This window comes from Bacteroides galacturonicus, assembly GCF_003096855.1.
Lineage (GTDB): Bacteria > Bacillota > Clostridia > Lachnospirales > Lachnospiraceae > Lachnospira > Lachnospira rogosae.
On record NZ_QEOA01000002.1, the window covers coordinates 114,543 to 133,815 of the forward strand.

Sequence of the window (19,273 nt, forward strand, 5' to 3'; positions counted from 1 at the left end):
TATGGGACTTTTTAGTAAACTTAAAGAAGGTCTTACAAAGACCAGAGATAATATCGTATCGGGCATTGATAATATATTTAATGGCTTTTCTTCAATTGATGATGATTTCTACGAAGAACTTGAAGAGACTCTTATTATGGGAGATATTGGTGTCAGGGCAACTGATGAGATTATTGAAGACCTTAAGGCTAAGGTTAAAGAGAATAAAATAAAAGACCCTAAAGATTGCAAGCAGTTATTGATTGATACAATCAAAGAGAAGATGAACCTTGGGCCCAATGCATATGAATTTGAGAATACTAAGTCAATTGTTATGCTTATTGGTGTTAATGGTGTTGGAAAGACTACCTCTGTAGGAAAGCTTGCAGGCCATTTAAAAGAGCAGAACAAAAAGGTTGTCCTTGCTGCGGCTGATACATTCAGGGCTGCTGCCATTGAACAGCTTACAGAATGGGCTAACAGGGTAGGTGCAGATATAATTGCACAGAATGAGGGCTCTGACCCAGCGGCTGTAATATATGATTCTATAGCAGCGGCAAAAGCAAGGCACGCAGATGTTCTTTTATGTGATACAGCCGGAAGGCTTCAGAATAAGAAAAATCTTATGGAAGAATTACGCAAGATTGACAGAGTTATTGAAAGAGAGTATGCTGATGCGTATAGGGAAAATCTTATAGTCCTTGATGCGACAACTGGTCAGAACGCACTTTCACAGCTACGCGAATTCAATGATGTAACTAATATAACAGGAATTATTCTTACTAAGATGGACGGAACAGCTAAGGGTGGTATCGCCGTTGCTATTCAGGCAGAATTTGGAATACCTGTTAAGTACATTGGTGTAGGTGAGCAGGTTAAGGATTTACAAAAATTTGACTCAGATACATTTGTCAACGCATTATTTGATACATCAGATAATGAAGAAGATGATGATTAATGTAATATTTTAATTCAATTAATGATATTTTATATTGATAATTAGATTAATGGTGTATATTATTGTTAATAATTGATTTAATAATATAAAGTAACCTAAAGGAGAGTAGATTTACAATGGAAGAATTAACTTTAAAGAAATTTGAAGAAGCTGCTGAGAAAGTAAAGGAAGCTACATTACCAACTAACCTTATATTCAGCGAATATTTCAGCAACCAGACAGGCAATAAAGTATATCTTAAGCCTGAGAATATGCAGTATACAGGTGCTTACAAGGTAAGAGGTGCATATTACAAGATAAGCACAATGTCAGAAGAGGCAAGAAAGAAAGGTCTTATAACAGCATCTGCTGGTAACCACGCACAGGGTGTTGCATTTGCGGCAAAGAAGTATGGCGTAAAGGCTACTGTTGTTATGCCAACAACAACACCACTTATAAAGGTTAACAGAACTAAGGGTTATGGTGCTGAAGTTGTACTTTACGGAGATGTATATGATGAAGCCTGTGAATATGCTCTTAAGTTAGCAGAAGAAAAGGGACTTACATTTGTTCATCCATTTGATGACCTTGATGTTGCTACAGGACAGGGCTCAATTGCTATGGAGATTATTAAAGAACTCCCAACAGTTGATTATATCCTCGTTCCAGTTGGCGGCGGCGGACTTGCAACAGGTGTATCTACACTTGCCAAGCTTCTTAATCCTAATATTAAAGTAATCGGTGTTGAACCAGCCGGTGCTAATTGTCTGCAGGCTTCTTTAAAGAATGGAAAGGTTACAACACTTCCAACTGTCAGCACAATAGCTGATGGTACAGCAGTTAAGACACCAGGTACAAAGGTATTCCCATATCTTCAGAAGAATCTTGATGATATAATAACAGTTCCTGATGAAGACTTAATTGTATCTTTCCTTGATATGGTTGAAAATCATAAAATGATAGTAGAGAACTCAGGTCTTCTTACAGTTGCAGCACTTAAACAGCTTAAGGTTAAAGATAAGAAGGTTGTTTCAATTCTTTCAGGTGGTAATATGGACGTAATAACAATGTCATCTGTTGTTCAGCAGGGTCTTGTTCAGAGAAGCAGAATATTTACTGTATCTGTACTTCTTCCAGATAAGCCGGGTGAACTTGTAAGAGTTGCACAGATAATTGCCAACGCTAATGGTAATGTAATCAAGCTTGATCATAACCAGTTTGTAAGCATTAACAGAAAGGCTACAGTTGAATTGAGAATAACTATTGAAGCTTTCGGACATGAACACAAAGACCAGATTGTATCTGAGCTTGAAAAGAACGGTTTAAGACCACGTCTTGTTAAGGTTAATATCTAATTTATCAAAGTGACACTGATATGTTACGCTGATACATAAAAGTTTTATTTTAACAGGCTTACATAAAATGTATATAATATACAAGTATAGATGTGAAATCAGTTTTGTGGCTGGTTTCACATTTTTTACACACAATTTACATATTTAAACCACTATTTGCCATTATGATAATCGCATAAACAACAAAGGAGATGACTCATATGGTAAAGAATAAATTATTATATGCAACAATAGCAGCTATGTTAATGGGGGCTGTATTTACAGGCTGTTCTAATACTCATAATAACAATACAACAACAGAGAGCCAGAGCATTGTATCACTCGAGGAACTTGCCTCAAGTGCGGATTCAGATTTATCAATCGAATTAGATGATGAAGATAAGGTATCATCATGGGATGATTCAACAGCTTCACATATTACACTTGGAAGCCAGATTAGTTCTGATAGTTCATCGGTTGAAATATCAGGTTCAACAGTTACAATCACTAAAGCAGGAACATATGTTATATCAGGAAATGTAACAGAAGGAAATATAATCGTTAATACGACAGATAAGGGAACTGTAAGATTAATTCTTAATAATGCTTCTATAAGCAATACAACAACAGCACCAATTAAGGTGTTAGATGCCAAGAAAGTTATACTTACACTTGCCGATAACACAACTAATACAATTACAGACAGCAGTCGTTTATCTACAGAAGAAGATTATTCAGCCGCTATATATTCTAAAGAGGATTTAATAATCAATGGAAATGGTACATTAAATGTCAATGCTGGATACCGCAATGGTATTAAGAGTACAGATGACTGCATTATCGTATCTGGTACATTAAACATAACAAGTACTGAGGATGGTATAATTGGTAAAGACCTATGCGGAATTGTAGCGGGTGATATTAATATTAATGCAGGTTCAGACGGGGTTAAGTCAACTTATGATACAGACACTACTAAAGGAAATGTTATCATTGAAGGTGGTAATATAACTATTAAGGCTTCTAATGATGGCATACAGGCTGAAAATATACTTGTTATTAATGATGGTACTATTAATATAAAGACTAATAATGGTGCGGCTGATACAACACAGACACATATAGATAATATGGATATGGGCCGCGGTGGTTTTGGCTTTAATAACAATAAGACAACAACTACCACAGATGATACATCTGAGAGCAGAAAAGGTATTAAAGCTGGCAATATGCTTATAATCAATGACGGAGACATAACAATAGACTCTGATGATGACTCTGTACATTGCAATTCAGTAATATATATATATGGTGGTACTATAAATGCAGCTACAGGTGATGACGGAGTACATGCAGATGACTTGCTTACTGTCAATGGTGGAACAATAAATATAACACAGTGCTATGAAGGTCTTGAAGCTGATGACATAGTTATTAATGATGGAGATATAAGCGTTGTTTCAAGTGATGATGGCATTAATTCATCTGACGGAAGTATAACAATTAATGGCGGTAATCTTTTGATAAATGCAAGTGGTGACGGACTTGATGCCAATGGTTCCATTATAATAAATGGTGGATATATCGTTGTACTTGGTCCAACCTCGGACGGCGATACAGCGATTGACTATGATGACAGTTGTACAATTAATGGTGGAACAGTTATGGCATTTGGCTCAAGCGGAATGCTTGAAATTCCAAAAGGTGCAAGTAATGGAGCCTGTATAGTTACTGCATTTACATCTGTAAGTGGAGGCGGCAAGTATACATTAAGCGACTCGAATGGCAATGAAATATTATCATATACACCATCAAAGGCTTATGCCGCAGCAATTGTATATTCAGATAAGATAACAACAGGTAATACTTATAACATTACAGCAGGAAGCACTACATTATCAATTGAAGTTACATCTGATGTCACAAGTAATGTTTCAAGCGGATTTGGCGGAGCTGGTGGAATGAATAAGCCTGGTAATGGCGGCTCAGGTATGCCTAATAATGGTTCATCAGATAATGGAATGGGAAATGGTAATTCCAACGGCTCAATGCCAGATATGTCAGGCAATGGAGCACCTGATATGAATGGAAACAGCTCTGGTGATATGCCATCAATGGGCGGCAATTCATCTAACAATGGTGGTAATATGCCTAATATGAATAATGGAAGCTCTAATGGCAGTGCACCACAGATGAATAACAGAATGTAATATCCGGATAAATAGTAAATAACCAGATAAATAGTAAATATGTTTTAACATGAATAACCAAGGTGTTTTGTGGTTTAAAAATTAAATCAAAAAATATTAAAAAGTGTCAAGTAAAAAAGCTTGACACTTTTTATTTGCTATGATATTATACTCAAGGCTTATAAATCATTTGAACCAGAAAGTTAAGGTGTGTTGTGGAACGTATTGTAGAACAGACATTATTATATGATTTTTATGGCGAACTGCTTAATGAACATCAGCGCAATGTATATGAAGATGCCGTATTTAACGATTTATCTTTAAGTGAGATTGCTGATGAATATAATATATCAAGACAGGGTGTTCACGACCTTATCAAGAGGGTATCCAATACATTAGAAGGATATGAGTCTAAGCTTCATCTTATTGAGAAATTTATGGATACTAAAGCCAAAGTAACCAAGATAGACGAGCTTGTTGATTCTTATATTGCTTCACCAGATATGAAGCTGATATTAGAGATCAAAGACCTGTCTAACGAAATTATCGAAGATTATTAAACATTTTAGGAGGATACATAATGGCATTTGACAGTCTTTCAGATAAACTTCAAAACATATTTAAGAATCTTCGCGGCAAAGGACGCCTTTCTGAAGCTGACGTAAAGGCAGCACTTAAAGAGGTTAAGATGGCACTGTTAGAAGCTGATGTTAATTTTAAGGTTGTTAAGAACTTTATTAAGTCAGTAGAAGAACGTGCGATTGGTCAGGATGTTATGTCAAGTCTTACACCGGGACAGATGGTTATTAAGATAGTTAATGAAGAGATGATTTCCCTTATGGGCTCTGAGACAACAGAGATTGCTATTAAGCCGGGGAATGAAATTACTGTCATTATGATGGCGGGTCTTCAGGGTGCTGGTAAGACAACTACTACAGCCAAGCTTGCAGGAAAGTTCAAAGCCAAGGGCAAGAAGCCTTTGCTCGTAGCTTGTGATGTATACAGACCAGCAGCTATAGAACAGCTTACTATCAATGGTAATAAGCAGGGCGTTGAAGTATTTTCTATGGGAACAGGACATAACCCTGTAGATATTGCTAAGGCTTCGATAGCACACGCCAAGGAGAATAATTACAACATAGTAATTCTTGATACAGCCGGACGACTTCATATTGATGAGAATATGATGGATGAGCTTATTAATATAAAGAGTGAGGTTAATGTTGACCAGACTATTCTTGTTGTTGATTCTATGACTGGACAGGATGCGGTAAATGTAGCATCTTCATTTAATGAAAAGGTTGGAATTGACGGAGTTATCCTTACTAAGTTAGATGGTGATACAAGAGGTGGTGCAGCACTTTCAATTAAGGCTGTCACAGGTAAGCCTATTCTTTATGTTGGTATGGGAGAGAAACTGTCAGACCTTGAACAGTTCTATCCTGATCGTATGGCATCAAGAATTCTTGGAATGGGTGATGTTCTTACACTCATTGAGAAGGCTGAGGCACAGATTGATGCAGATAAAGCCAAAGAGATGGAAGCTAAGATTAAAAAAGCTGAATTTGATTTTGACGATTTCCTTGAATATATGGGACAGATTCGTAATATGGGTGGTATAGGTTCTATTATGAGTATGCTTCCAGGTATGGGACTTGGCGGTAATATGAAGAATATCCAGATGCCAGATGAAGATGAGGCAGAAGCTAATCTTAAGCGTACAGAAGCAATCATACATTCTATGACTGCTAAGGAACGTAAGAATCCAGATATTCTTAATCCATCAAGAAAGAACAGAATAGCACGAGGAGCTGGTGTTGATATCAGCGAAGTAAACAGGCTTGTTAAACAGTTTGAGCAGATGAAGAAGATGATGAAACAGATGCCTGGTATGATGAAAGGTGCTAAAAAGGGACGTTTTAAGTTGCCTTTTTAACATAGATATAATTAATTACAGGAGGTGAAACAATAATGGCAGTAAAGATCAGATTAAAGAGATTAGGTGAGAAGAAGTCTCCTTTCTATAGAATTATCGTAGCAGATTCAAGATCTCCAAGAAATGGTAGATTTATTGAAGAAATCGGTACTTATGATCCTAATTACGATCCATGCAAGCTTAACATTGATGCTGAACTTGCTAAGAAGTGGTTATCAAACGGAGCTCAGCCTACAGAAGTAGTTGGAAAGCTTTTCAAGATGGCAGGTATCGAAAAATAAGACTAGTGGAGGTATTTAGCTATGAAACAGTTAGTGGAAGTTATCGCTAAAGCACTAGTTGATAATCCGGATGAGGTTGTAGTGACAGAAACACAGAAAGATAAAGCAATTATCGTAAATTTAAAGGTTGCTTCCTCAGATATTGGTAAGGTAATCGGTAAATCCGGAAGAATTGCAAAGTCTATTAGAGCTGTTGTATCTGCAGCCGCATCGAATACCGACAAAAAGGTTATTGTAGAGATAGACAATTAATGCGCTGTTAATGAGCCATTATGCTTAATGTATAAGCATAATGGCTTATTTTGTATATATTTACCAATAGAAAATATGTTCGACATAGTGTATTATATATGTAATTGATGATTATATAATGCCAATAATTATAAAATAATTAATCGCAGGATAATAAGATTATTGCTGCAGCATTATTATATAGATTAATTAAGTAAGATAAAAGTGGGGAAGCATTATGAAGATAATACATTGTGCAGACTTGCACCTTGATTCTAATATGACAAGCAATCTAAGCAGGGAACAGGCTAAGCAGAGAAAAGCTGAGCTTCTTGCTACATTTGAGAGAATGATTGCTTATGCTAAAGATAACTCTGTGAAGGCTGTTATTATTGCAGGGGATTTATATGACAAGAAGAATATATCAGCTAATGCAAGAAATGTTTTTCTGTCTGCAATTAATAACAATCCAGATATAACATTTTATTATCTAAGAGGTAATCACGATGCAGAAAGTCTTTTTATAGATTGTGATACAATACCGGATAATATTAAGATGTTTAAAGATAGCTGGACTTCATATAAGATTGAAGCACCAGAGGATAATTCAGTAATTACTATTAATGGTGTAGAATTAACAGCAGATAATTCCAATGTTATATATAACTCACTTGTACTTGACAGTAATAATTATAATATTGTTACCTTGCATGGACAGGAAGCTATGTCATCGTCAAAGGATAAGACTGAGGTAATTTTATTAAAGGAACTTAAGAATAAGGCGATTGATTATCTCGCACTGGGACATATCCATTCATACAAGATGGAACAGCTTGATTCAAGGGGAGTATATTGTTATCCAGGATGCCTTGAAGGACGAGGCTTTGATGAATGTGGTGAACACGGTTTTGTACTTCTTGATATTAAGGATAACAAGCTTGTAGGTAATGAATTTATCAGTGTTTCCTACAGGAATTTGTATGAAGAAGATGTTGATATATCTGAATGTATGAATTCAGTAGAGATGGCAGAAAAAGTAAGAGAGGTTCTTTATAAGAAAGATTATGCGTCTGCAAGCCTTATCAAAGTTGTGCTTACAGGACAGATTGATATTAACGCAGAGAAGAACCTTACATATATTACTGAGAATTTTAAGAATGACTATTATTATTTTAAATTATATGACCATACTTCAATAAAAGTAGATTACAGCTCATACCAGTATGACAAGTCATTAAAAGGGGAGTTTGTAAGACTGGTAGAAAGTGACGATACACTTGATGATATTACGAAAGCTTCAATAATAAAGATAGGCATTGATGCGTTATCAGGAGAGGAATTTATATGAAATTAATCAGTTTACATATTGATAATTTTGGACAATTTAATAATTTTGACTATGTATTTGAAGATGGCATTAATCAGATTATAGAAGAAAATGGCTGGGGTAAAAGTACGCTTGCGGCATTTATCAAGGTTATGTTTTTTGGTTTTGATAACACCAGTAAAAGAGATGATTATGTTAATGAAAAAAGGCGGTTTAAGCCTTGGCAGGGCGGCTTATATGGTGGAAGTCTTGCATTTGAGATTGATAATAAGCAGTATACAATATACCGTACCTTTGAAGCTAAAGATAAGGACGATACCTTTAAGCTTGTAGATACTATAACGAAATTAGATTCATTTGATTATACTTCTGATATTGGTAAAGAGATATTTGAAATTGACAGTGATTCTTTTGAAAAAACAGCTTACATTTTTCAGAATAATTGTGAAAGCGGCAGTACAGGCGATATAGCGGCACTTCTTGGCTGTGACGCCGTAGATGATGTAGATGTTAATAATTATGATAAAGTAATCGGACATATGAATGATAAGATTAATTCGCTTAGTCCCAAAAGAAAGACCGGGCAGCTTTACAAGATGAAAGAGGATATTGAACGGCTTAAGGCAAAGCTTATGGGAAAGAATGAGCTTGAACAGGCACTACAACAGACAATTTCATTAATCACTGAACAGAAGAAGGAATATAACAGGCTTGATAAAGAGCAGACGTCTGTTTCAGATATTCTTGATAAAGCTTCCAGACGGAAAGATCTTTTAGCCTTTAAAGAACAATATGATATATATAATTCGCAGCTTGCAGAACGCTATACAGCTTATAAGCAGTATGAGGAAGAATATAGCAAACTTCCGTCTGTTGAAAAGTTAAGTATACAGTTCAGCAACTTAGATGAGCTTAATAAAATATCCATCCAGTTAAAGCACATTGAGTTGAGTTCGTCAGAAAAAGAACGTCTTGATAGCCTTGAAGAGAAACTTTCTAATGTTACAGACAAAGAGATTGATTATTATATGAAAGCATATAATAAAATGTCTTCACTATATCAGGATATTAAAGATACAAGAGCACACCTTACTGCTAATTATGAAGCTGTATATGATAAGCCGAAGAAATCTTCGCTTGCTATTACTATTGCGGCAGCTATTATTGGAATTATATTAATTGCTGCAGGTATTATAATTCCTTCGCTGGCAGTTATTACTTTTTTACTTGGTATTGTATGTATAATGGGAGGTATTGCTTATGGTCTTGTTAACAAAGACCGATACAAGAATAATATGCGTACCTATAATATCCGTAATGAACAATATGATATTATAAAAGAAAAGCTGGATACTCTTACTAAACAGTATAACAAGCTTCAGCACGATATTGATGAATGGATATCAGCGATAGTGCCAGAACATAATATTGATGATACATATTATGAACTTATGCAGTTAAGCCAGCAGAAGAAAGAACTTTCAATGCTTAGGGACAGAGAACTTCAATATAATAAAAGGTTGAAAGAGTATAATGTAACAGCTATAATTGGAAGTATTAATACATTTATGTCTGATTATATGGAACATACCGCAATACCTGATATTCAGGGCTTTGATAATGCTATTAATGAATGTATATCAAAGCTTAACAGTATAAGACAACGGATTAATTATATTGAACAGTACAGAAAGTCTTATATGGATGCTGACAATGCATTTAAGCGTTTCAGGCAGAATAATGTTAATTATGAACAGCAGTTAAGTATGCTTCGTGAACTAGATGATATGCCTGATTATGATATTACTGAACTTAATGCACAGCTTAATAATATAAGGTCTGGTATGGAATTGTGCAGTAATACTATTAACGAATATAACAGCAGGCTTAATTCCAAGGAAAATGAGCTTGATGAGCTGAGTTCGTATGAGAGTCAGTTAAATGGACTTGAAGCAGACTATGAAACACTCCTTGCCAACTATAATAATCTGTTAAAAGCTAAAGATTATCTTGAAAAAGCAAGGATTTCATATGCAAAGAAGTATCAGGCACCTGTAAATGCTAAGTTTAAAGAGTATTTTGATATTGTGTCTGATAATACAGACAGCAATATGTATAGTTTTGATATACATAATAATCTTTTAAAGAATGAAGCTGGGCAGTACAGGGAGATTAGGTTCTTAAGTTCAGGCTGTAAGGATTTGGCTGGAATATGTATGCGTTTTGCATTTATTGATTCAATGTATAAAGATAAAAAACCGTTTATAATATTGGACGATCCATTTGTAAATATGGATACATTTTCTATTAATAATGCACACAGGCTGATTGAAAAGCTTGCGAAGAAGTATCAGATATTATATTTTACCTGTCATAACAGCAGAACTATGAAATGAATAATTACGATTTAAGAGGTGTATATGCAAGATTTATTAAGAGTTGGTGTTATAACATCGACACACGGAATAAGAGGGGAAGTTAAGGTATTCCCTACAACAGATGACCCTGACAGATTTAAGAAATTAAAGGAATGTATAATAGCGGGCAAGCGTGGCAATGTCAATGTTACAGTGCAGTCAGTAAAGTTCTTTAAACAGTATGTAATTGTGAAATTTAAAGAATTTGACAACATTAATGATATTGAAATCTATACAAAATGTGATCTGCTCGTAACACGTGATAATGCAGTAAAATGTGAACCAGGCGAATATTTTATATGTGATTTAATAGGACTTCGTGTAATTACAGATGAGGGTGAAGAATTAGGCAATCTGACAGACGTAATTGAAACAGGAGCTAACAACGTATACGAGGTTACTTCTGATACAGGCAAAATATATTATCTGCCAGTAATAGACCAGTGTATATTAAGCCATGATATGACTAACAGGACAGTTACAGTTCATATATTAAAAGGACTGCTTGATATTAATTAACAGTATATTGATTAATAATATAATACATATTTTACTTTTGAGATATATATGCTACAATAAGCACAAGTGGGTTAATATGAATTGACATAATATATACATATAGTAACCCACAATAATTTATATATGAGGAGGAATCACTATATGATTCAGAAACGAAACATTGCAATGTACATCATTCTCTCGATTGTTACTTGTGGAATTTTTGGCATTTACTGGTTTATATGTCTTACTGACGACTCTAAGCTGGCAGCCAATGATAATGAGAGTGCTTCTGGTCCGGTAGCGTTCTTGTTAACAATTGTAACCTGTGGAATATACAGCTGGTACTGGGCTTACAAGCTTGGTGACAGAGTTGACTACGCTGCTAATTCAAGAGGAATAGGAGATGGCTCAAGCAATTCCAAAATTCTTTTTATTGTATTACAGCTTTTGGGACTGGGAATAGTTAACTACCTTATTGCACAGGATAAGCTCAATAAAATCTCAGATTATGATTCATTCAACGGCAATGGTTATAATGGATTTAATGGCGGTTACAGCAATAACAACTATAATTCTGATAATAATTCATTCAACAATTACAATGCAGCTTCTGATAGCTCATACAGCGGTAATACAGATAATTACTCATCAGATAGCAGTTATGCTGATAATGTATTTAACAATGCCAATAATGACAGTTCATCATATGGAAGCTCTGCCAGTGAAGAACCAGGTAACAGTTATACAGGTTCAGTGAATAACGCACCTTATGGTAGTCCGTTTGATAATGACAAGTCAGATAACTAAAATTTTATAAATTAATTAAATTTTGGTCTTGCATATTATTAGTATATATGTTATCCTTATCAAGTTGTGAAAAAGAGAGATGGTCCTCTGTTGTGTATATCACATTAAGAACGTCGGAATAATAAGGAGGTCACACATGAATACAATTATTAAGAACATCGAAGATGCTCAGCTTAAGGCTGAAGTACCAGCATTTAATGTAGGTGATACAGTTAGAGTATCAGCTAAGATTAAGGAAGGAAACCGTGAAAGAATTCAGGTATTTGAAGGAACTGTTTTAAAGAAGCAGGGTACAGGAGTTCGTTCTACATTCACAGTTAGAAAGATTTCTAATGGTATCGGTGTTGAGAAGACTTGGCCATTACATTCACCTATCGTAGAGAAGGTTGAAGTTGTAAGACGCGGTAAAGCTAGACGTGCTAAGTTATTCTACTTACGTCAGAGAACAGGTAAGGCTGCTAAGGTTAAGGAATTAGTTAGATAATTATTATTATCTCATTATAAAGAATGTCACTTGTTATGTTAATAGTAACAGGTGACATTCTTTTTTTGACACATAAAGATGTATTTTGTATAATGAATAGAAATGTATATTTGTATACTAAATCATAGATTGGAGGAGAATATGATTTCATATCATAGAAGATATCAGGAAAATACTACTTTACTTAACCTTTTAAAATATATATTTGATATTTTAATGGTTATATTAACAGCTTATGTGCTTGTTTCATTCAGCTGCACAAGAACGACTATACTTGGAGGTTCTATGGAACCTTCGATTAATAACGATGATACTGTGCTTGTTAATAAATTTGCATATGCAATAAAAGGTCCTAAGCGTTTTGACTGCATAGCATTTGAACCAGACTCTATCGGCTCTTCCAAGTTATATGTTAAAAGAGTTATCGGACTTCCTGGAGAAACTGTCCAGATTAAAGAAGGACACATTTATATTAATGGAGAATTACTTGAGAATGATATTACTGATACATATATTGTAACAGCAGGTATGACAATTAATCCTGTAAAACTCGGAGATGATGAATATTTCTGCCTTGGAGATAATCGTAACAACAGTGAGGACAGCCGTTTTTCAAGTATAGGAATGGTTAAAAGAAAGCATATTATAGGAAAGACGTGGATGGTGCTTAGTCCATTTGAAGATATTAAATTTATTAAATAGCATTTATTAAGATTAAAGTATGGATACTAATCAAAGTATCGATATTGATATGATATTAACACTAATTATTCGTATTAATTGTAGAAATGAGGTATAAAATGAACTATCAATGGTATCCCGGTCATATGACCAAAGCCAAAAGAATGATGGAAGAAAATATTAAACTTATAGATCTGGTTATTGAGATTGTAGATGCAAGAATACCTATAAGCAGCCGAAACCCTGATATAGACAGCCTTGCGGTCAATAAAGCAAGAATTATTCTTCTTAACAAATCAGACCTTGCGGATGATAAGATAACTAACCAGTGGATTAATTATTTTAATGAAAATAATATATACTGCCTTAAGCTTAATTCAAGAAATAATTCAGGCATTAAGCAGGTCAACGGTCTTATAATGACAGCCTGTGCAGATAAGATAGAGCGTAATAAGCAGAGAGGAATATTAAACAGACCAATAAGGGCAATGGTTGTTGGAATACCTAATGTCGGAAAGTCAACATTTATTAATTCCTATGCTGGAAAAGCTAGTGCCAAGACAGGCAATAAGCCGGGCGTTACTAAGGGAAAACAATGGATAAAGCTTAATAAGAATGTTGAGCTTTTAGATACTCCGGGTATTTTATGGCCTAAGTTTGACAATCAGGAAGTCGGCAAAAGACTTGCTATGATAGGTTCTATGAATGATGAGATACTTAATGTCGAGGAGCTTGCTATCGATACAATAAAATATATATATAGTGAATATTCTGATAATGTTATTGAACGCTACGGTCTTGATAAAGAAAAGACTGCCGCAAGTTATGATGAAAATGCTATCAATCCAGATAATTCAGTAGCGTTATATATTATGGAACAGGCGGCTGTTAAGCGAGGCTGTATCAAGAAGGGCAATAATATTGATTACGAGAAAATATCTAATATTATTCTGGATGATTTCAGAAGTGGACGATTAGGACGAATATCATTAGAAACCCCTTAAAAGATGCTTAGAAGATACTTAGAAGATACTTAGAAGATAATGGAGAGAACAATGTCAGATAAGATTAAGACAACCAGTGAAGAACGTGAAGCTAAAAAAGCATTAAAGCTTGCACAGGAAAAAGAACGCGTTGAAAATATGTGCGTATATGAGAAAGAATATGAAGCATTTTCTTATATATGTGGTATCGATGAGGCTGGCAGAGGCCCGCTTGCAGGACCAGTTGTTGCTGGTGCAGTAGTTCTTCCAAAGGGTTGCAGAATATTATATGTGAATGATTCCAAGAAATTAAGTGAGAAAAAAAGAGAGATGTTATATGACGTAATACTTAATGAAGCCGTAAGTGTAGGAGTTGGAATTGTATCACCAGAAAGAATTGATGAGATAAATATATTAAATGCAACTTATGAAGCTATGAGGGAAGCCATTAATAATCTCACAGTTAAACCCGATATATTACTTAATGATGCAGTTACAATACCAGATGTTGACATTGAACAAGTGCCTATTATCAAGGGTGATGCAAAAAGTCTTTCAATTGCCAGTGCCAGTATAATTGCCAAGGTTACAAGGGACAGGCTTATGTACCATTATGATGAGTTATATCCTGAGTATGGATTTGCCAAGCATAAGGGCTATGGAACAAAGCTTCACACAGATGTACTTAAAGAAATCGGACCTTGTCCTATACATAGAAAAACATTTATTACTAAAATATGTCCTTAAAATAAATATGGAGGCTGGCTTATGGATATTAATATACAACAATTACTAAAAACAAATCTGGGACAGACGAGCCAGTCATATGATGTTAATAACAACAGGGTTGGGCAGAATACAGCTTCTAGTATCAATCAGGCACAAAATATTAACAATAACAGTTCACTTATTAAAAATCTTATCGCTGGAAGCGTACTGACAGGCTTTATAAGTGAATTAAATGACTCTGATGCTGTTATAAGCCTTAATGATGGTTCGCTTCTTTCTGCAACTTTAGCCAATCAGGGGGCAGTTAAGCAGGGAGAAGTTGTTACATTTATAGTCAATCAGGTAAAGGATAATCAGATTTCATTAAAAGTACTGCCTGCTGATGAACAACAGAATATGTTCATCGATAAAGCACTTGAAGCAGCAGGTCTGTATCCTACTGAGGAGAATACAGCTATGGTCAAAGAACTGTTATCCCTTAATATGCCGGTTAATACAGATATGCTTAATACTGTCAATAAATATATGGCACAGTTTCCGGATAGTGACATTAAGACAATTGCCAATCTTGTACGTCTTGATATGCCTGTAACAGAGGAGAATATCAATCTTTATAAGGCATATGAAACATTTAATGCCAAGCTTGACGGACAGCTTAGTACTATGGAGAATGCACTGTCTGATAATATAATGCGTGCGTTCAGCGATTTCTCCCGTGATGATATACAACAGCTTAATACTGTCATTAATAGTATGTATGGCAATGCAGATGATAACACGAATGTTACATCAAAACTGGTAACAGAAAGCTTTTCCAAGGATTTTATTAACGAATTATCAAGACAATTAACAGAAAGTTCTAACAGTGATATTGCAGAGAAATTAAATGACCCATCAACGACTACTAAAGATATGCTCAACGCTATTCTTAATAATAATAAAATAACTGACCCTGCATTTCTTCCAACCAATAAAGCGACATTTGACAAGCTTTTACATCAGTTTATCAATGAAACTATGCGTATAACACCTAAAGATGTTGCAGACACTCCTGATACGCTCACCAATTATTACAAGCGTACCAAGAAAGTAATGGAAGATGTCGAAAATGTATTAAAGAGCAGTAAAGCAGATAATGATCTGGCTAAAAATATGTCTGACATAAAAAGCAATATTGATTTTATGAATGACCTTAATAAGAATATGACATTTTTCCAGATGCCGCTTAAATTCTCTGATAGCGAAGGCAATGGGGATTTGTATGTATTTACTAACAAAAAATCACTTGCTAACAATCCGGATGAAGTAAGCGCTATGCTTCATCTGGATATGCCTAATCTTGGATCTGTTGATGTATATGTAAAGCTTAATCATACCAATGTATCTACGAATTTTATTCTTGAAACAGAGGAATTGCTTGATTTTGTATATGTTCATATTGATGAATTAAATGAACGTCTTAAACAGCTTGGTTATTCAACACATTTTGAGATGACCTTGTCTAATAAAGAAAATGACTTTGATTTTAATACAGACTTTATAGAAAAAGATGTACATTCGGACAATGGCGGACAGTATGTATTTGATATAAAGGCTTAGATATATAAAAGTATAAATATATATAATCATATATATAGTCATAAATATCTATAAAGTCATAAAAGTCTATGAAAGAGGGGCGTGAAAATTTATTTTTGTGCAGAAATGAGGATTAGGATGGATAAGGATAACAACAAACCAAAGATTGCGGTTGCACTTCAATATGAAAAAGGTGAGCAGGCACCTAAAATCCTAGCCACAGGAAAAGGGTATCTTGCTGATAAGATTATTGAAAAAGCTAAGGAAACTGATGTTCCAACATATGAGGACAGCAAGCTTGCCAACACATTGTCTAATCTTGAAGTAGGAGATATGATACCACCTGAATTATATACAGTAGTTGCTGAAATACTTGTATTCGTGGACAAGACAGATAAATTACGAGGCAAAATTAATGGCTGATAAGTCTAAGAACAATAGTAAGTTTAAGAGTAGCAGCATACTTGATGATATAAGTGCATTGCATAATATAAACAAACCTAAAAACAGCAGGGCTACAGGCTCTGAATATGAAACATTAGCTGCTGCATTTCTTGAACAAAACGGACATACAATTATTACAAGAAACTATAGAACCAGATATGGTGAGATTGATATAATATCAAAATGTAATTCAACGCTTGTGTTTACAGAATGTAAATACAGAAGTTCTTCAAAATTCGGCGACCCGCTGGAGGCTGTTAATCTTCACAAACAGCAAAAGATATGTCATACAGCTATGAATTTCTGTGTAAAATACGGGTATGTCAATTATCCGTGCCGCTTCGATGTAATAGCAATATATAAAGACGGAACAATAAAACATATAAAAAATGCGTTTGAATACTCTTGAATTTTATGATTAATGAATTAATGGAGGTGTCTATGCCTTACAGCATATCCGATTTAAAAAGATTAAATACAAAAGAGTTGTATCATAAACTTATAGAAAAATATGGTGATGAAGATAATTTTACGGATACAATTATAACGAATGTTTCTGCTGATAATGTGCCATACCTTACATTTAAGCCTTTTGTGAACAATCCTTATATAAGGCAGGCATTCTCTACACGTCTTGGCGGTGTTAGCAGTGGTATGTATGAAAGTATGAATCTGACTTTCAATCCAGTAGGGCAGTATAGTGCTGACAGCTATGAAAATGTACTTGCCAACTTTAAATTAATGGCTGATACTATTGATATACCTGTTGAAAATATGGTGTATACCAAGCAGACACATACTACAAACATCAAAATTGTCGATAATTCCAATAAAGGAATGGGTATTATAAAAGAACGTAATTACGATAATATAGATGGAATTATAACTAATACTAATAATCTTTGTCTTGTATCATCATTTGCAGATTGTATTCCTGTTACTCTTGTTGATGCTAAAAAAGGTGTTATAGCAGCACTTCATTCTGGCTGGAAAGGAACAGTTGGCAATATATCACAGAATGGCATTGAATGTATGAAGGAAAGCTTTGGCTGTAATGAAGCTGATATTATTGCATTTGTTGGTCCTGGAATATGTAAGAACTGCTATCAGGTAAGTGAAGATGTTGCCATAGAATTTATGAAGGTATATTCTGCCGAAGAAACAGAGCTGATATTAACACCAGATGATAACAATAAATGTACAGGCAAATACCATCTGGATTTGATAGCTGCTAATTATATCAACCTTATTAATGCAGGACTTCTCCCACACAATATATATGTAGCTGATGTATGTACAAGCTGTAATAAAGAGCTGCTTTTTTCACACAGGGCGAGTGGTGGAAGACGTGGTATTATGTGTAATTTTATATATATGCGATTAATCTGATATAAAAATGGTTAATTAAAAAACTTTCCATTCATAAGGAATTATATAATATAAACGATTACAAATTATAAATATTGATTATAAAAAATGAGCTGCCAAGCAGATGATTTATTAAATGCTAATCATTTAATATTAACTAATCATTCAGCGTATCAGCTCATTTTTATAATTCAGGCTTATTTATTATGTGTTCTCTTATATTCTTCCCTTAATCGTGCTTCCTCATTAACTCTCTTAGCCCGTCCCTTAGGACCCACCTTGGTAATTACCAGTAATATTACAAGAAGTATAAGTATCGGAACACCAACCGTAATAATATTAGAGAGAGTTTCTGTAAATACGGCATTCTGCAAAGGTGAATTCTTTACTTTCTGGTATTTGGCTGAGTTAATTATGCTTACAAGGTTATTATTCATATCATCGCTTACTTTATCAGTCTTGGACTGTATTGCATAAGTGTATATATACCCTCTGACAACCGTATAATATTTTCTGGTGTATACAGTAACATCATTAGATAATGAATAAACATCTGTCACAAAATATGGAATATCATTGATTGTGACAATGCTGGAATTAAGCAGTTCCTCTTTAATATTATCATTGTTGATAGATGACTGGGAGGCAACATATTCTTTATATAATGAATCAAGTGAATCTTCGTCTAATTCATTAAAGCTGCTAAGACTGTTGGAAGCTGTATTGCCATATATAACAACTTCATAATTAACATCTTCTGGAACAGCTTCAAGATAGATCTTATTGGCTATCATATTATTAGTTAATACAGCAGCCTCATCAACCCCAAGCTTTTCGAGGTATGAATTATTGTTAGTTGTTGTTCTTGTAAAACATATAAGTTCTTTTGGAACATCTACGACTAAATCTATATCAGCAAATTTAAAATGATTGGTATCTGCGGCACTAACATATGCCGAAGATAATCCTGATACTGAAAACAGAGTGACTGCCGAAATAACAACTGCTGCCAGCTTTTTTATTAAACCTTTATTAAACACGAAAAACCTCCCATAAATTAAGCATTT

The 19,273-nt window shown here is 34.5% G+C and carries 20 protein-coding genes; 19 read left to right on the top strand and 1 reads right to left on the bottom strand.

Going from position 1 to position 19,273, the window contains the following annotated elements; all coding sequences use genetic code 11:
* Position 1: 1 nt before the first annotated feature.
* The 19 genes from ftsY to pgeF all read left to right on the top strand — a co-directional run bounded on the left by ftsY (position 2) and on the right by pgeF (position 18,227).
* The gene (ftsY, locus tag C7390_RS00540) at positions 2 to 937 is read left to right on the top strand and encodes a signal recognition particle-docking protein FtsY (RefSeq protein WP_022501717.1); all 936 of its coding nucleotides are present in this window, start codon (positions 2 to 4) and stop codon (positions 935 to 937) included.
* Positions 938 to 1,053: 116 nt separating this feature from the next.
* Positions 1,054 to 2,271 carry a threonine ammonia-lyase gene (gene ilvA, locus C7390_RS00545; RefSeq protein WP_055174806.1) on the top strand — a complete coding sequence of 406 codons (1,218 nt, stop codon included), beginning with the start codon at positions 1,054 to 1,056 and terminating at the stop codon, positions 2,269 to 2,271.
* A gap of 200 nt (positions 2,272 to 2,471) precedes the next feature.
* Positions 2,472 to 4,460, top strand: a complete 1,989-nt coding sequence (locus tag C7390_RS00550; protein WP_318295441.1) for a carbohydrate-binding domain-containing protein — start codon at positions 2,472 to 2,474, stop codon at positions 4,458 to 4,460.
* Positions 4,461 to 4,654: 194 nt separating this feature from the next.
* On the top strand, positions 4,655 to 4,999 hold the full coding sequence (gene ylxM / locus C7390_RS00555) for a YlxM family DNA-binding protein (protein ID WP_022501720.1): 345 nt from the start codon (positions 4,655 to 4,657) through the stop codon (positions 4,997 to 4,999).
* Positions 5,000 to 5,019: 20 nt separating this feature from the next.
* Entirely contained in the window at positions 5,020 to 6,375 is a 1,356-nt protein-coding gene (gene ffh / locus C7390_RS00560; RefSeq protein WP_055174800.1) for a signal recognition particle protein, read from the top strand.
* A gap of 35 nt (positions 6,376 to 6,410) precedes the next feature.
* Entirely contained in the window at positions 6,411 to 6,656 is a 246-nt protein-coding gene (gene rpsP / locus C7390_RS00565; protein ID WP_022501722.1) for a 30S ribosomal protein S16, read from the top strand.
* A 21-nt stretch (positions 6,657 to 6,677) separates the two neighbouring features.
* Positions 6,678 to 6,908, top strand: coding sequence for a KH domain-containing protein (locus C7390_RS00570; protein WP_022501723.1), 231 nt, complete (start codon positions 6,678 to 6,680; stop codon positions 6,906 to 6,908).
* 217 nt (positions 6,909 to 7,125) lie between these two features.
* Positions 7,126 to 8,235, top strand: coding sequence for a metallophosphoesterase family protein (locus C7390_RS00575; RefSeq protein ID WP_116443399.1), 1,110 nt, complete (start codon positions 7,126 to 7,128; stop codon positions 8,233 to 8,235).
* Positions 8,232 to 10,610, top strand: coding sequence for an ATP-binding protein (locus C7390_RS00580; RefSeq protein WP_116443400.1), 2,379 nt, complete (start codon positions 8,232 to 8,234; stop codon positions 10,608 to 10,610). The genes C7390_RS00575 and C7390_RS00580 overlap by 4 nt, the downstream gene beginning before the upstream one ends.
* A 24-nt stretch (positions 10,611 to 10,634) precedes the next feature.
* A complete protein-coding gene (gene rimM, locus C7390_RS00585) occupies positions 10,635 to 11,150 on the top strand; it encodes a ribosome maturation factor RimM (protein WP_022501726.1) in 516 nt (171 codons plus the stop codon).
* A 141-nt stretch (positions 11,151 to 11,291) separates the two neighbouring features.
* Entirely contained in the window at positions 11,292 to 11,939 is a 648-nt protein-coding gene (locus C7390_RS00590; protein WP_022501727.1) for a DUF4234 domain-containing protein, read from the top strand.
* Between the two features lie 136 nt (positions 11,940 to 12,075).
* Positions 12,076 to 12,423, top strand: coding sequence for a 50S ribosomal protein L19 (gene rplS / locus C7390_RS00595; protein ID WP_022501728.1), 348 nt, complete (start codon positions 12,076 to 12,078; stop codon positions 12,421 to 12,423).
* Positions 12,424 to 12,564: 141 nt separating this feature from the next.
* Complete coding sequence (gene lepB, locus C7390_RS00600; RefSeq protein ID WP_022501729.1) at positions 12,565 to 13,125, top strand: signal peptidase I; 561 nt, start codon at positions 12,565 to 12,567, stop codon at positions 13,123 to 13,125.
* A gap of 98 nt (positions 13,126 to 13,223) precedes the next feature.
* Positions 13,224 to 14,108, top strand: coding sequence for a ribosome biogenesis GTPase YlqF (gene ylqF / locus C7390_RS00605; protein ID WP_022501730.1), 885 nt, complete (start codon positions 13,224 to 13,226; stop codon positions 14,106 to 14,108).
* Between the two features lie 51 nt (positions 14,109 to 14,159).
* On the top strand, positions 14,160 to 14,834 hold the full coding sequence (locus C7390_RS00610; protein ID WP_116443401.1) for a ribonuclease HII: 675 nt from the start codon (positions 14,160 to 14,162) through the stop codon (positions 14,832 to 14,834).
* A gap of 21 nt (positions 14,835 to 14,855) precedes the next feature.
* On the top strand, positions 14,856 to 16,415 hold the full coding sequence (gene fliK / locus C7390_RS00615) for a flagellar hook-length control protein FliK (RefSeq protein WP_116443402.1): 1,560 nt from the start codon (positions 14,856 to 14,858) through the stop codon (positions 16,413 to 16,415).
* A 117-nt stretch (positions 16,416 to 16,532) separates the two neighbouring features.
* On the top strand, positions 16,533 to 16,817 hold the full coding sequence (locus tag C7390_RS00620) for an EscU/YscU/HrcU family type III secretion system export apparatus switch protein (protein ID WP_022501733.1): 285 nt from the start codon (positions 16,533 to 16,535) through the stop codon (positions 16,815 to 16,817).
* Entirely contained in the window at positions 16,810 to 17,247 is a 438-nt protein-coding gene (locus C7390_RS00625; RefSeq protein ID WP_022501734.1) for a YraN family protein, read from the top strand. Before C7390_RS00620 ends, C7390_RS00625 begins: the two co-directional genes overlap by 8 nt.
* Before the next feature lie 32 nt (positions 17,248 to 17,279).
* Positions 17,280 to 18,227, top strand: coding sequence for a peptidoglycan editing factor PgeF (gene pgeF, locus C7390_RS00630; RefSeq protein WP_055174782.1), 948 nt, complete (start codon positions 17,280 to 17,282; stop codon positions 18,225 to 18,227).
* 176 nt (positions 18,228 to 18,403) lie between these two features.
* Here pgeF and C7390_RS00635 read toward each other — a convergent pair whose 3' ends face one another.
* Positions 18,404 to 19,246 (bottom strand): hypothetical protein, encoded by an 843-nt coding sequence (locus tag C7390_RS00635; RefSeq protein WP_022501736.1) that lies wholly within the window; start codon positions 19,244 to 19,246, stop codon positions 18,404 to 18,406.
* Between the last annotated feature and the right edge of the window lie 27 nt (positions 19,247 to 19,273).